At 67.2% G+C, this 12,646-nt stretch carries 16 protein-coding genes and 1 riboswitch; of the genes, 9 read left to right on the plus strand and 7 right to left on the minus strand.

The window, feature by feature from the left end; genetic code table 11:
- Positions 1-129: 129 nt before the first annotated feature.
- Genes QO207_RS05860 through QO207_RS05875 form a run of 4 tightly spaced genes read right to left on the minus strand, consistent with a single transcriptional unit; the run spans position 130 to position 3,275 of the window.
- Entirely contained in the window at positions 130-663 is a 534-nt protein-coding gene (locus QO207_RS05860) for a DUF3299 domain-containing protein (protein WP_301531573.1), read from the minus strand.
- Positions 664-687: 24 nt separating this feature from the next.
- Positions 688-1,953 (minus strand): ABC transporter permease, encoded by a 1,266-nt coding sequence (locus QO207_RS05865; RefSeq protein WP_301531574.1) that lies wholly within the window; start codon positions 1,951-1,953, stop codon positions 688-690.
- Positions 1,954-1,955: 2 nt separating this feature from the next.
- Positions 1,956-2,663, minus strand: coding sequence for an ABC transporter ATP-binding protein (locus QO207_RS05870; RefSeq protein WP_301531575.1), 708 nt, complete (start codon positions 2,661-2,663; stop codon positions 1,956-1,958).
- A 15-nt stretch (positions 2,664-2,678) separates the two neighbouring features.
- Positions 2,679-3,275, minus strand: coding sequence for a DUF2796 domain-containing protein (locus QO207_RS05875; RefSeq protein WP_301531576.1), 597 nt, complete (start codon positions 3,273-3,275; stop codon positions 2,679-2,681).
- Between the two features lie 124 nt (positions 3,276-3,399).
- On the opposite strand from QO207_RS05875, the gene QO207_RS05880 reads away from it, so the two are divergent.
- Positions 3,400-3,756, plus strand: a complete 357-nt coding sequence (locus QO207_RS05880; protein WP_301531577.1) for a hypothetical protein — start codon at positions 3,400-3,402, stop codon at positions 3,754-3,756.
- A gap of 234 nt (positions 3,757-3,990) precedes the next feature.
- Here the strand turns inward: QO207_RS05880 and trxA are convergent, their stop codons facing one another.
- The 3 genes from trxA to QO207_RS05895 all read right to left on the minus strand — a co-directional run bounded on the left by trxA (position 3,991) and on the right by QO207_RS05895 (position 6,189).
- Positions 3,991-4,860, minus strand: a complete 870-nt coding sequence (gene trxA, locus QO207_RS05885; protein WP_301531578.1) for a thioredoxin — start codon at positions 4,858-4,860, stop codon at positions 3,991-3,993.
- 208 nt (positions 4,861-5,068) lie between these two features.
- A complete protein-coding gene (locus tag QO207_RS05890; RefSeq protein ID WP_301531579.1) occupies positions 5,069-5,725 on the minus strand; it encodes a methyltransferase in 657 nt (218 codons plus the stop codon).
- Entirely contained in the window at positions 5,722-6,189 is a 468-nt protein-coding gene (locus QO207_RS05895; protein WP_301531580.1) for a YbaY family lipoprotein, read from the minus strand. The genes QO207_RS05890 and QO207_RS05895 overlap by 4 nt, the downstream gene beginning before the upstream one ends.
- A 137-nt stretch (positions 6,190-6,326) precedes the next feature.
- Here QO207_RS05895 and nrdR point away from each other — a divergent pair, with 137 nt between their 5' ends.
- The 8 genes from nrdR to QO207_RS05935 all read left to right on the plus strand — a co-directional run bounded on the left by nrdR (position 6,327) and on the right by QO207_RS05935 (position 12,644).
- Entirely contained in the window at positions 6,327-6,791 is a 465-nt protein-coding gene (gene nrdR, locus QO207_RS05900; protein WP_169888447.1) for a transcriptional regulator NrdR, read from the plus strand.
- Positions 6,788-7,888 (plus strand): bifunctional diaminohydroxyphosphoribosylaminopyrimidine deaminase/5-amino-6-(5-phosphoribosylamino)uracil reductase RibD, encoded by a 1,101-nt coding sequence (gene ribD, locus QO207_RS05905; RefSeq protein WP_301531581.1) that lies wholly within the window; start codon positions 6,788-6,790, stop codon positions 7,886-7,888. The genes nrdR and ribD overlap by 4 nt, the downstream gene beginning before the upstream one ends.
- 122 nt (positions 7,889-8,010) lie before the next feature.
- A riboswitch (FMN riboswitch) is annotated at positions 8,011-8,173 on the plus strand.
- 154 nt (positions 8,174-8,327) lie between these two features.
- Complete coding sequence (locus QO207_RS05910) at positions 8,328-8,996, plus strand: riboflavin synthase (protein ID WP_301531582.1); 669 nt, start codon at positions 8,328-8,330, stop codon at positions 8,994-8,996.
- A gap of 16 nt (positions 8,997-9,012) precedes the next feature.
- On the plus strand, positions 9,013-10,110 hold the full coding sequence (ribBA, locus tag QO207_RS05915; RefSeq protein WP_301531583.1) for a bifunctional 3,4-dihydroxy-2-butanone-4-phosphate synthase/GTP cyclohydrolase II: 1,098 nt from the start codon (positions 9,013-9,015) through the stop codon (positions 10,108-10,110).
- A 97-nt stretch (positions 10,111-10,207) separates the two neighbouring features.
- Complete coding sequence (ribE, locus tag QO207_RS05920) at positions 10,208-10,684, plus strand: 6,7-dimethyl-8-ribityllumazine synthase (protein WP_138216901.1); 477 nt, start codon at positions 10,208-10,210, stop codon at positions 10,682-10,684.
- Positions 10,681-11,163, plus strand: a complete 483-nt coding sequence (gene nusB / locus QO207_RS05925) for a transcription antitermination factor NusB (RefSeq protein WP_152220013.1) — start codon at positions 10,681-10,683, stop codon at positions 11,161-11,163. The genes ribE and nusB overlap by 4 nt, the downstream gene beginning before the upstream one ends.
- A 3-nt stretch (positions 11,164-11,166) precedes the next feature.
- On the plus strand, positions 11,167-12,126 hold the full coding sequence (gene thiL / locus QO207_RS05930) for a thiamine-phosphate kinase (RefSeq protein ID WP_301531584.1): 960 nt from the start codon (positions 11,167-11,169) through the stop codon (positions 12,124-12,126).
- 2 nt (positions 12,127-12,128) lie between these two features.
- Positions 12,129-12,644, plus strand: coding sequence for a phosphatidylglycerophosphatase A (locus QO207_RS05935; protein ID WP_081517128.1), 516 nt, complete (start codon positions 12,129-12,131; stop codon positions 12,642-12,644).
- Positions 12,645-12,646 lie beyond the last annotated feature (2 nt).

Here is a 12,646-nt window from a genome sequence, read left to right on the forward strand (position 1 = left end):
CCAATATCTCTTTGGTATAAGTGTTGGTGCCCAGAATAGTAGACAGCACTAAAAGAGCTCTTTTGACCTGGCTCAATAAAGCCCCCAGGCTTTGTAGGAATCGGGGGTGCGGCAAAGCGCCGCGCCCGATCACTGCCCGGTGTATTCGTAGGGTTCGATGCTGCTGGCCTGCATCTGGTAGCCGGCGTCGGCGAGGTCGCTTTCCATCGCCTTCACGCTCATCCTGCCGGTGATCCAGAAGGGCTGATAAAGCTCATCGACCTTTACGCCCTTGCCGCCTCGAACATAGACGATCTGGTTGGACGGCGGTGCTGGCACGTGGATGCAGGCGCCGTAATAGGGTACCAGCAGGAAGTCGCGCACGGTCTGGCCGTCTTCCTCGACTTCCAGCGGCACGATGTAGCCCGGCATCTTCACTTCCTGGCCGTCCAGCTGCTGTACCACGGGTGCGTTGGGTATCTGCTGCTTCACTGCCGGACCGCTCTCCGAATTGAGTACATCGGAAAGCTTGGACATGTCGTGCAGCGGCACCGGCGGCGGGGGCGGCGGTGCGCCTTCGGGGATCAGCTCGGGCCAGGTCAGTTCGCGCGGCGCAGCCCAGGCGGCGGCGCTGGCGAGCATCAGCAGGAGGAACAGCAGACGGCGCAGGGGGCTTTCTTTCATGAGGCTGGCTCGCAGGGGGCTGGCTCAGAGACGGATCGACAGGCCATCGGCCAGCGACTGCCGATAGGCGCGCCAGGCCGGCACACAGCCGATCAGCAACGCGGCCAGGAGTATGCCGCCGAGCAGGGACCATTCATAGGCGCTGGGCAGCGCCAGCGGCAGGAATATGCCGTAGTTCGCCTGTACGTAGGCCTGGCTGCCGGCGATACCGGCGTAGAGCAGGCCGACGCCCAGTGCCACCCCAGCCAGCGCCAGGGCGAAGGCTTCGGCCACCAGCAGGCTGAAGATGTGCCAGGGCCGCGCGCCCACCGAGCGCAGGATGGCCATTTCGCGGCGGCGTTCATTGAGGCTGGTGAGGATCGCCGTGAGCATGCCGATCAGGCCGGTCAGCACGACGAACAGCGAAACCACGAACAGTGCCTTCTCCGCCGTGCCCATCAGCCCCCACAACTCCTGCAGTGCCACACCCGGCAGGATCGCCATCAGTGGCTCACCGTCGTATTCGTTGATCTGCCGCTGCAGGGTGAAGGTCGCTACCTTGCTCTTGAGGCCGAGCAGGAAGGCGGTGATCGCCTTGGGCTGCAGGTCCATGCTGCGCGCCTGGTCTTCGCTGATGCGCCCGGCGCCACGGGCCGGGACGCCGTTCTTCCAGTCGACGTGCAGCGCTTCCATGCCCTGCAACGAGATGTGCAGGGTGCGGTCCACCGGGGTGCCGGTGCGCTTGAGGATGCCGACCACGGTGAACGGCTTGTCGTCGTGCTGCACCAGGCTGATGGTGCTGACGCCGTGGGCGAGGACGATCTTGTCGCCGAGCTTGTAATGCAGCGCCTGCGCGACTTCGGCGCCGAGCACCACGTCGAACAGGTCCTGGCCGAAGGGCTTGCCCTCGGCCAGCTCCAGTTCCTGGCCACGGCCGAAGCGGTAGTGCTCGAAGTAGCCGGTGTCGGTACCCATGACGCGGTAGCCGCGGTGCGAGTCGCCCAGGGAAATCGGGATGGCCCATTTCACCAGCGGGCTGTGGGTGACCGTCTCGTAGCTTTCCCAGCGGATGTTGTTGGTGGCGTTGCCGATGCGGAACACCGAGTAGAGCAGCAGGTTCACCGAACCGGAGCGGGCGCCGACGATCAGGTCGGTGCCGGAGATGGTGCTGGCGAAGCTGGCCTTGGCTTCGGTGCGCACGCGCTCCACCGCCAGCAGCAGGCAGGCGGAGAGGGCGATGGCGAAGATCGTCAGCAGGGCGGTGAAGCGGCGGTTGGACAGGCTGGCCAGCGCCAGGCGCAACAGGTACATGCTCAGATTCCCGGAGCGCGGGCGGCGCGGTTGAGGTCGCTCAGCGACAGGCTGCGGTCGAACAGGGTGGCAAGGCTCTGGTCATGGCTGACGAACAGCAGGCTGGCGCCGGCCTCGCGGCATTCGGCGAACAGCAGCTGGAGGAAGGCTTCACGGGCGTCGGCGTCGAGCGCCGAGGTTGGCTCGTCGGCGATCACCAGTTCCGGCTGGCCGATCAGCGCGCGGGCGGCGGCGACGCGCTGTTGCTGGCCGATGGAGAGGCTGTCGGCGCGGCGCTCGATCAGCGCCGCATCGCCCAGCCCCAGGTGCCCCAGCAGCGCCTCGGCGGCCTTGGCCACGCTGCCGTGGCGCAGGGTCGCGCGCTCGGCGCGGCTGTGGGAGAAATGACAGGGCAGCTCGACGTTCTCGCGCACCGAGAGGAACGGCAGCAGGTTGAACTGCTGGAAGATGTAGCCGGTGTGGTCGACGCGAAAATGATCGCGGCGCGCCGACTTCATCTGCGCGATGTCCTCGCCGAGCAGCTTCACGCTGCCACGCTGCGGGCGCTGCACGCCGCCGAGCAGGCCGAGCAGGGTGGTCTTGCCGCTGCCGGACGGGCCCTTGAGGAACAGGGTTTCGCCACGGGCCAGCGTGAAGGCAGGGATATCCAGCAGCTCCCCCTGGCCGGGCCAGGCGAAGCCGAGGTTGTCGAGTTCGAGCAGTGCGGTCATTTCAACGGGTCGATATCAGAATGTCAGGGTCGGGTTGGCAGCGGTCAATTCTGCACCTTGCTGACCGCTCGGGCCGATCAGTTGTACCTGAATTTTCTGGGTTCCCGGGAAACGCTTGAACAGCGGCGCGAAATCGACGCTGGCGAGGTCCTGCGGCTGTTCGCAGCTCAGCTGGTAGTGGGCGTCGATGTCGGCGTGGTGATGGCCTTCGTGCTCGTCGTGGTCGCCATCGGCGTGCTCGTGGTCATGATCATGCTCGTGATCATTGCCGTCGTCGGCCTTCGGCGCATCGCCGAACAGCGGGCTGGAAAGCTCCACCGACTGCACGCTGCACTTGGCGGAGGCGGGCAGGGCGAGCAGTTGCAGCGGCTGCTTGAGCTGGGCCTGGGCGGCGGCGACGGTGGCCTTGTCGGCGTCGCTGGTGGCGGCGTGCTCGAAGCCGACGAAGTTCATCGCCGGGCTGTCCATCTCCAGCTCCAGGGTCTTGCCGTCGAGGGCGACGTTGAGCTGGGCGACGCCATGCTCGTGCTTGCCGAGGCTGCCGTGTTCATGTTCGTCGTGGGCTTGGGCGGCGAGAGGCAGCAGGGCGACAGCGAGGAGCAGGGGGCGCATGGAGGAACTCCGGTCGGTTGGATTAATTTGTTACGTTATAACAGATGAAATATTAACGCCAGCTTAGCGTGCGTTTGCCCAGGGGCCGTGGGAGCATGCGCGAAAGGCCGCGAGGAGAAGGGCGATGCTGAGAATCAAGGGCACCATCGGCGACTGGCCGGTGGACCTCACCGTGGAGATGGATGACGCCGACTGGGCGCGGCTGGCGCAGAACCTGCCGGCTGCTGCTGGCGCAGCGCCGGCGAGCGTGGCTGCACCGGCGCCTGTTGCGGGCGCGCCGGTGGATCAGCTGTGGCTCGCGGCGCAGGACCTGCTGCGCCGAAGTGGCAGCAGTGAAGGGCCGCAGTTGCTGGATGAGCTGGCGGCGCTGGCGGGCAGTTCCGGGGCGGCGAAGGGCTTGCTGGTGCGCTTGCGGCACAGCCCGAAGGTGAAGATCGAGGTGCGCGACGGCGTGCAGCTGTTCAACTGGGTCGAGGAGTAGAAGCCGTCTCGGCTCGCCCTGGTAGGGCAAATAGCGCGCCAGGGTTATCCACCGCGAGCGGATACGGCGGATAACCTGTTCCAGGTTATCCGCCCTACGAAACCAGCTCCTCTGCCGTGCGGTTCGCGAGCAAGCTCGCTCCTACAGGTTTCAGCTTGGCCGAATGCCGCACGGCTCTTCGTAGGAGCGAGCTTGCTCGCGAACATGCGGGCGTGGCCCGCGTATGGCCGGCGATCAGTAGAGAACGTTCGCCAGCTTGCGCCGGTAGGCAAGCACCAGCGGATGGTCGTTGCCCAGCAGGTCGAACACTTGCACCAGCGTCTTGCGCGGCAGGTCTTCGCCGTAGCTGCGGTTGCGCACGAACAGCTTGAGCAGGGCGTCCAGCGCCGCCTCGTACTGCTGGCGGGCCAGTTGCTGGACGGCCAGCTGGTAGGTGGCTTCGTCGTCGTTGGCGTCAGCGGCCAGGCGGGTCTTCAGCGTGGCGGCGTCGGGCAGGTCGGCGGCCTGGCGGAGGAAGGTCAGCTGGGCCTTGGCGGCGGCCAGCGCCTGCTTGTGATCAGCGCCTTTCACCGCGTCGAGCACGGTCTCGGCTTCACCCAGCTCGCCGCGCTCGGCGAGGCAGCGGGCGTAGAGGATCAGCGCGGCGGCGTTGGTGTTGTCCTCGCCCAGCAGCGCTTTCAGCTGCGCCTCGGCTTCGGCGAAGCGGCCTTCGTTGAAGGCGGCCTGCGCCAGTTCCAGCGGGTTGCCGGCGGCGGGGGCGGGCGGTTGCACGTGCTGTTCGAGCATCTGGCGAATCGCCGATTCGGGCTGCGCACCGGCGAAGCCGTCGACCGGCTGGCCGTCCTTGAACAGCACCACGGTGGGCAGGCTGCGGATGCCGAAGCGCATCACGATGTCCTGCTCGACGTCGCAGTTGACCTTGGCCAGCAGCAGCTCGCCCTGGTAGGACTCGGTGATCTGCGTCAGCAGCGGCATCAGCGCCTTGCACGGGGCGCACCAGTCGGCCCAGAAGTCCACCAGGACCGGCTTGTGGAAGGAGTTCTCGATGACGACCTGATCGAAGTTGGCGATGCTGGCGTCGAAGATGTAGGGCGTATCGCTCATGGGGAATCTCGAATCGAGTGGGGCGATGAAGGTGGTTGCCACTATAAGTGGGGGCGCTCTGGAACGGAAACAACCCAATCCGGCCAGGCTGTGGTGTGGCCGGAAAGCCATCGCGGACGGAGTCCGCTCCTACGCGCGTCCCGCGTCGCGCTCGCCGGTTACGTAGGAGCGGACTCCGTCCGCGATCGTCCCACCCAATGCGCCGATGTCACCCGCGGCGCGCGTGGTACAGGCTGACATGGCGGAATTCGGCCGGCTCGGCCAGGTCCGGCCAGGTGCAGCCGTCGAGAATTCCCAGGCGCTGGTACAGCGGATGGCGGAAGTCGCGGACCCGCGAGTCGGCCACCAGGGCTTCGCGGCCGCGGCTGAGGAATTCGTCCAGCAGCGGCAGGTTGGCACGGTCGTAGAGCACGTCGGCGACGATGATCAGATCGAAACGATCTGTTTCCTGGAAGAAGTCCGCCGAATAGCTCAGCTCCACGCCGTTCAGTTCGGCGTTGGCGCGGCAGGCGTCCAGTGCCAGCGGGTCGAGGTCGCAGGCCACCACTTCGGCGGCGCCGGCCTTGGCCGCGGCGATGGCGGCGATGCCTGAGCCCGCGCCGAAATCCAGCACGCGCTTGCCGCGCACCCATTCGGGCTTCTCGGCCAGCCAGTGCGCCAGCACCAGGCCGCTGGCCCAGCAGAAGCACCAGTAGGGCGGTTCTTCGAGGATGCGCCGGGTTTCGTCGGGGCTGAACTCGCGGTCCATGTTCTGCGCGTCGATCAGCCACAGGCGGATATCGGTGCCGGGCAGGGTTTCCGCGCTCAGGCGTGCATCGCCCAGCAGTTCTCCCAGCGCCTGCTGCAGGGACAGCGGCGGCATCACGGCGCGCGCACCAGGTGCAGTTCGCCGAGGGCGCGGTTGTCCGGCTGGGTGATGCGCACCGGCGGCAGGCGCCAGGCCAGTTGGCCGGACTGCGAGACGCGGCCGTGCAGTTCGACGCGGGCGCCGGCCGGGAAGGCTTCCGGGTTGAACACCACGCGGAACGGCAGGGCCTGGCCGGTGGCGGTGAATTTCTCGCTGGAGAGCAGCTGCTGCGGGCGATCACGCTGGTCGATCACCAGCAGCGCCAGCTCCACTTCGCTGCCTGCCGGCAGGAAGCCCTGGGCGCTGCTGATCTGGCCGGTGAGGGCGCGCAGGTTGGCCGGCACCGGCTCGTCGAGCCTGGAGGTCGATGGCTTTGCCACGGCGACCGGCTGGGTGGCTGGCGCGGGCTTCTCGCTGGCGCAGGCGGCCAGCAGGACGGTGAGGGACAGGCAGAGCAGGCGGGCGAACATGGCGGACTCCATCGCGGCAGGTTCCAGGCGGGCGCCTGTATAGCCTAATGCCTGCGGCTTGTCTCGTGGGAGCGGGGTTTCTTCGGCCAGTCGATGCGCTACCATAAGCCTCTTACCCTTTCTTCCGACAAGACTGCCCAAGACTCGCCATGCACTGTCCTTTCTGCGGCGCCCACGACACCAAAGTCATCGATTCGCGCCTGGTCGCCGAGGGCGACCAGGTCCGCCGGCGCCGTGAGTGCCTGGCCTGCGGCGAGCGTTTCACCACCTTCGAGACCGCCGAGCTGGTCATGCCGCGGCTGATCAAGCAGGACGGCAGCCGCCAGCCCTTCGACGAGGACAAGCTGCGCGCCGGCATGCAGCGCGCGCTGGAGAAGCGCCCGGTGAGCATCGAGCGGCTGGAGGAAGCCATGGCGCACATCAAGCACAAGCTGCGCGCCACCGGCGAGCGCGAGATCAAGTCGCGGGTGCTCGGTGAGCTGGTGATGGCCGAGCTGCAGAAGCTCGATGAAGTCGCCTATATCCGCTTCGCCTCGGTCTACCGCCGCTTCCAGGACCTCAACGAATTCCGCGAGGAAATCGAGCGCCTGGCCCGCGAGCCGGCGAAGGAATGAGCGGCGTGGACGAGCTGTGGATGGCCCGCGCCATCGAACTGGCGCGCAAGGGCTGGTACAGCACCCATCCCAACCCCCGCGTCGGCTGCGTCATCGTCCGTGATGGCGAGGTGGTCGGCGAAGGCTGGCACGTGCGCGCCGGCGAGCCTCACGCGGAAGTCCACGCCCTGCGCCAGGCCGGTGACAAGGCCCGTGGCGCCACCGCCTACGTCACCCTGGAACCCTGCAGCCACTTCGGCCGCACGCCGCCCTGCGCCGATGCGCTGATCGGCGCTGGCCTCGCCCGCGTGGTCGCGGCCATGCAGGACCCGAACCCGCAGGTTGCCGGTAGCGGGATGAAGCGCATCGCTGAAGCTGGCATCGAAATACGCTCCGGCGTGCTGGAGAACGAAGCCCGCGCGCTGAACGTCGGCTTCCTCAAGCGCATGGAAACTGGCCTGCCGTTCGTCCGCGTGAAGCTGGCGATGAGCCTGGACGGCCGCACCGCCATGGCCAGCGGCGAAAGCCAGTGGATCACCGGCCCGGCCGCGCGCAGCGCCGTGCAGCGCCTGCGCGCGCAGTCCAGCGTGGTGCTTTCCGGCGCCGATACCGTGCTGACCGATGACGCCCGCTTGACCGTGCGCGCGGACGAGCTGGGCCTGGATGCCGAACAGACCGAGCTGGCCTCGCAGCGCCAGCCGCTGCGCGTGCTGATCGACGGCCGCCTGCGCGTGCCGCTGACCGCCACCTTCTTCCAGGCCGGCGCTGCGCTGGTGGTGAGCACCCAGGACGACCCGAACTACGCCGTGGTCGGCCACGAATTGCTCAACCTTGCCGGCCTCGACGGCCAGGTCGACCTGATGGCGCTGCTGACCGAACTCGGCCGCCGTGGCGTCAACGAAGTGCTGGTGGAAGCCGGCCCGCGCCTGGCCGGCGCCTTCGCCCGCCTCGGGCTGGTGGACGAATACAGCATCTTCATGGCGCCCAAGCTGCTCGGCTCCTCCGCGCGCCCGTTGCTGGAGCTGCCGCTGGAGCGCATGAGCGAATCCCGCGAACTGAAGATCGTCGACATCCGCGCGGTCGGAGACGACTGGCTGGTCACCGCCAGACCGCTGTGATGGCGCGCTGGCGCTGGCGTTTTGTGCCTGCCGGCGGGCGCGGAGCGATCAATAGGAAGCTTCCGAGTTGCGCCGGCCTGTGGTAAAACGCCACACGCGGTCGACGCTGTAACGACCGCGATTGACGTTCTCAGGGCGGGGTGCAAGTCCCCACCGGCGGTAATGGCGCGCAATGCGTCTAGCCCGCGAGCGCCTGTCCAGACCGGTTCGCCGGATGGTCAGGGTCAGCAGACCCGGTGTGATTCCGGGGCCGACGGTCATAGTCCGGATGAAGAGAGAACGGGATGAGCCATCGGGGCGTGCCTGCGCGCGTCCGTGAAATCCCTTCGATCGATACGCCCTGTTTTTTAACCAAAACAGGAGTTCGCCACATGCATCATCTTTCCCAGTTGGCTACGCGGCCTACCCGGCCAGCGGCCTTCGCCGTGCGGGAGGCCCCATGTTCACCGGCATAATCGAATCCATCGGCACTATCGCCGCCATCACTCCGAAAGGCGGTGACGTACGTCTGTACGTGAAGACCGGCAAGCTCGACCTTGCCGACGTCAAGCTCGGCGACAGCATCGCCGTCAACGGCATCTGCCTGACCGCGGTGGAACTGCCCGGCGACGGCTTCTGGGCCGACGTCAGCCGCGAGACCCTGGCGCGCACCGCCTTCGCCCAGCTCAAGATCGGCAGCCGGGTGAACCTGGAAAAAGCCCTGACCCCGACCACCCGCCTGGGCGGCCATCTGGTCAGCGGCCATGTCGACGGCGTCGGCGAGATCGTCAAGCGTGAGGAAAACGCCCGCGCCATCCAGTTCACCGTGCGCGCCCCGCGCGAGCTGGCCAAGTACATCGCGCTCAAGGGCTCGATCACCGTGGACGGCACCAGCCTGACGGTGAACGCGGTCAACGGCGCCGAGTTCGAGCTGACCATCGTCCCGCACACCGTGCAGGAGACGATCATGGCGGACTACCGCGGTGGTCGCCTGGTCAACCTCGAAGTCGACCTGCTGGCGCGCTACCTGGAGCGTCTGCTGCTCGGCGACAAGGCGGCGGACCCCGCGGCCGGCGCTGGCGGCATCACCGAAGCATTCCTGGCCGACAACGGCTTCATGAAACACTGATAAGGCTCTTCCCCGTATGGCACTCAACAGCATTGAAGAACTGCTCGACGACATGCGTCAGGGCAAGATGGTCATCCTCATGGATGACGAGGACCGCGAGAACGAAGGCGACCTGATCATCGCCTCCGAGTGTGTCCGCACCGAAGACATCAACTTCATGGCCCGCTTCGCCCGCGGCCTGATCTGCATGCCGATGACCCGCGAGCGCTGCGAGCGCCTCGGCATCCCGCTGATGGTGCAGCGCAACGGTTCCGGCTTCGGCACCAAGTTCACCGTCTCCATCGAGGCCGCCGAAGGCGTCACCACCGGCATCTCCGCCGCTGACCGCGCCCGCACCGTGCAGGCCGCCGCGGCGAAGAACGCCGTCGCTGCCGACATCGTCAGCCCCGGTCACATCTTCCCGCTGATGTCCCAGCCCGGCGGCGTACTGGCTCGCGCCGGCCATACCGAAGCGGCCTGTGACCTGGCGCGCATGGCCGGCTTCGAGCCGTCCGGGGTGATCTGCGAGATCATGAACGACGACGGCACCATGGCCCGTCGTCCGGAACTGGAAGAGTTCGCCCAGCAGCACGGCATCAAGATCGGCACCATCGCCGACCTGATCCACTACCGCCTGATCCACGAGCGCACCGTCGAGCGCCTCGCCGAGCAGCCGCTGGATACCGAACTGGGCCAGTTCAACCTGATCACCTACCGCGACTCCGTGGAAGGCGACGTGCACCTGGCGCTGACCCTGGGCAACGTCTGCCCGGAAGAGCCGACCCTGGTGCGCGTGCACAACCCCGACCCGCTGCGCGACCTGCTGATGGTCAACCAGGCGGGCCGCTGGAGCCTGCGCGCGGCCATGGCCAAGGTGGCCGAGGCCGGCACTGGCGTGGTCCTGCTGCTGGGCCATCAGGTCGGCGGCGACGACCTGCTGGCGCATGTGCGCGAGATCACCAACGCCCCGGCGCCGGCACAGAAGCCGACCACCACCTACAGCACCGTGGGTGCCGGTTCGCAGATCCTGCGCGACCTGGGCGTACGCAAGATGCGCCTGATGTCGGCACCGATGCGCTTCAACGCGATATCCGGTTTCGACCTGGAAGTTGTAGAATACCTGCCCGCTGAATGAACCTCGCCGCCGTGCCCTGGCACGGCGGTGCCGTTCTTCTACCCTATTTGCGGAGCGCCACTGTGACGCTCCGGCTCTTTAACAGTGAGACTTGTCCATGACCCTGAAGACCATCGAAGGTACCTTCATCGCCCCCAAAGGCCGCTTTGCCCTGGTGGTTGGCCGCTTCAACAGCTTCGTGGTGGAAAGCCTGGTGGAAGGCGCCGTTGACGCGCTGGTACGCCACGGCGTTGCCCAGAGCGACATCACCGTGATCCGCGCTCCGGGCGCCTTCGAAATCCCGCTGGTAGCGCAGAAAGTCGCCCAGCGCGGTGAGTTCGACGCCATCATCGCCCTCGGCGCGGTGATCCGTGGCGGCACCCCGCACTTCGAATATGTGGCGGGTGAGTGCACCAAGGGTCTGGCACAGGTTTCCCTGCAGTTCGGCGTGCCGGTTGCCTTCGGCGTGCTGACCGTCGACTCCATCGAACAAGCCATCGAGCGCTCCGGCACCAAGGCCGGCAACAAAGGCGCCGAAGCTGCCCTGTCCGCCCTGGAAATGGTGAGCCTGCTGTCGCAGCTGGAGGCCAAGTGAGCACCCAGGACGGCAACAACACCCCGGCCAAGCCCGCCAAGCCGAACAAGATCGCCATGCGTCGCAAGGCCCGCAGCCTCGCGGTGCAGGCCCTGTATTCCTGGCAGATGGCCGGCCAGCCGCTCAACGAGATCGAGGCGAGCTTCCGCACCGAGAACGATTTCAGCGATGTCGACGGCGCCTACTTCCACGAGATCCTGCACGGCGTACCGCGTCTGAAGACCGATCTGGACGAGGAGTTCACTCCCTGCCTGGACCGCGCGCTGGAAGAGGTCGATCCGGTGGAGCTGGCCATTCTGCGCCTGGCCACCTACGAGCTGCGCAACCGCCTGGACGTGCCGTACAAGGTCGTCATCAACGAAGGTATCGAGCTGGCCAAGACCTTCGGCGCCACCGACGGACACAAGTTCGTCAACGGCGTGCTGGACAAGCTCGCTCCGCGCCTGCGCGCCGCCGAACTGCGTGGCGCCAAGCGCTGAGGCATGGGTGAGTTCGAGCTGATCCGTCGCTACTTCGCCTCGGCCGCCTGTGCGGCCGGCGGCGAGGCAGTGGCATTGGGGATCGGCGACGACTGTGCACTGCTGGCGCCCAAAGCCGGCGAACAGCTGGCGATCTCCACCGATACCCTGGTTGTCGGCGTGCATTTCCCCGCCGCCTGCGATCCCTTCCTGCTCGGCCAGCGCGCCCTGGCGGTGTCCGCCAGCGACCTGGCAGCCATGGGTGCCGCGCCTATCGGTTTCACCCTCGCCCTGACCCTGCCCGAAGCCGATCCGGCCTGGCTGGAAGGCTTCGCCCGTGGCCTGAACCAGAAGGCGCAGGAATGCGCGCTGGCGCTGATCGGCGGCGATACCACCCGTGGCCCACTGGCGATGACCGTTACCGTGTTCGGCGGCGTGCCCGCCGGGCAAGCGCTGACCCGCGCCGGTGCGCGACCGGGCGACCTGCTCTGCGTCGGTGGCCCGCTGGGCGAGGCGGGCGGGGCGCTGCCGCTGGTGCTGGGCGAAATGACTGCCGAGCCGGCCGTCGCCGAGCCGCTGCTGGCGCGCTACTGGTCGCCGCAGCCGCAGTTGGACTTCGGCCAGGCGCTGCGCGGCAAGGCCAGTGCGGCGCTGGATATCTCCGACGGGCTGCTCGCCGACTGCGGGCACATCGCCCGCGCCTCAGGCGTGGCGCTCGTCGTCGAGGCCGACAGGCTGCCCGCCAGTCCCGCCCTGGAAGCCTTGCTCGGTGCCGAGCGCGCGCAGCAACTGAAACTGGGCGCGGGCGATGATTACGTCCTGGCCTTTACCCTGCCACCCGAGCACCTGCCGGTACTTTCGGCGAACTGGCCGCAACTGTGCGTGGTCGGTAGGGTGGAAGCTGGCTGCGGCGTGCGCGTGCTCGATGGCGCCGGCGCCGACATCACGCCGCGTCAGGGCGGCTACCTGCATTTCATGGAGTGACCGTGACAGAACACCCCAACCAGGCCCCGGCCCAACCCGTACCCCATTCGGTATGGAGCAACCCCTGGCACTTTCTGGCCTTCGGCTTCGGCTCGGGCACCCTGCCCAAGGCGCCGGGCACCTGGGGTTCGCTGGTTGCGCTACCCTTCATACCACTCTGGCAGATGCTGCCGGACTGGGGTTACTGGCTGATGCTGGGCGTCACCATGCTGTTCGGCTTCTGGCTGTGCGGCAAGGTCGCCGACGACCTGCGGGTCCATGACCACGAAGGGATCGTCTGGGACGAGATGGTCGGCATGTGGATCACCCTCTGGCTGGTGCCGGAAGGCTGGTGGTGGCTGCTGGTCGGTTTCGTGGTGTTCCGCATCGTCGACATCTCCAAGCCCTGGCCGATCAGCTGGATCGACCGCAACGTCCATGGCGGCGTCGGCATCATGCTCGACGACGTGCTGGCCGGGGTGTTCGCCTGGCTGGTCATGCAGGGCCTGACATGGGGTTGGGCCCACTGGCTGATCTGAGG

This window comes from Pseudomonas sp. CAN1, assembly GCF_030462585.1.
Taxonomy (GTDB): domain Bacteria; phylum Pseudomonadota; class Gammaproteobacteria; order Pseudomonadales; family Pseudomonadaceae; genus Pseudomonas.

Coding starts and splice junctions, on each gene's coding strand:
- QO207_RS05860 (WP_301531573.1), bottom strand. CDS start 663: ATGAAAGAAAGCCCCCTGCGCCGTCTGCTGTTCCTCCTGCTGATGCTC.
- ribBA (WP_301531583.1), top strand. CDS start 9,013: ATGGCACTCAACAGCATTGAAGAACTGCTCGACGACATGCGTCAGGGC.
- QO207_RS05880 (WP_301531577.1), top strand. CDS start 3,400: ATGCTGAGAATCAAGGGCACCATCGGCGACTGGCCGGTGGACCTCACC.
- QO207_RS05875 (WP_301531576.1), bottom strand. CDS start 3,275: ATGCGCCCCCTGCTCCTCGCTGTCGCCCTGCTGCCTCTCGCCGCCCAA.
- ribE (WP_138216901.1), top strand. CDS start 10,208: ATGACCCTGAAGACCATCGAAGGTACCTTCATCGCCCCCAAAGGCCGC.
- trxA (WP_301531578.1), bottom strand. CDS start 4,860: ATGAGCGATACGCCCTACATCTTCGACGCCAGCATCGCCAACTTCGAT.
- QO207_RS05910 (WP_301531582.1), top strand. CDS start 8,328: ATGTTCACCGGCATAATCGAATCCATCGGCACTATCGCCGCCATCACT.
- thiL (WP_301531584.1), top strand. CDS start 11,167: ATGGGTGAGTTCGAGCTGATCCGTCGCTACTTCGCCTCGGCCGCCTGT.
- QO207_RS05895 (WP_301531580.1), bottom strand. CDS start 6,189: ATGGAGTCCGCCATGTTCGCCCGCCTGCTCTGCCTGTCCCTCACCGTC.
- ribD (WP_301531581.1), top strand. CDS start 6,788: ATGAGCGGCGTGGACGAGCTGTGGATGGCCCGCGCCATCGAACTGGCG.
- QO207_RS05865 (WP_301531574.1), bottom strand. CDS start 1,953: ATGTACCTGTTGCGCCTGGCGCTGGCCAGCCTGTCCAACCGCCGCTTC.
- QO207_RS05870 (WP_301531575.1), bottom strand. CDS start 2,663: ATGACCGCACTGCTCGAACTCGACAACCTCGGCTTCGCCTGGCCCGGC.
- nrdR (WP_169888447.1), top strand. CDS start 6,327: ATGCACTGTCCTTTCTGCGGCGCCCACGACACCAAAGTCATCGATTCG.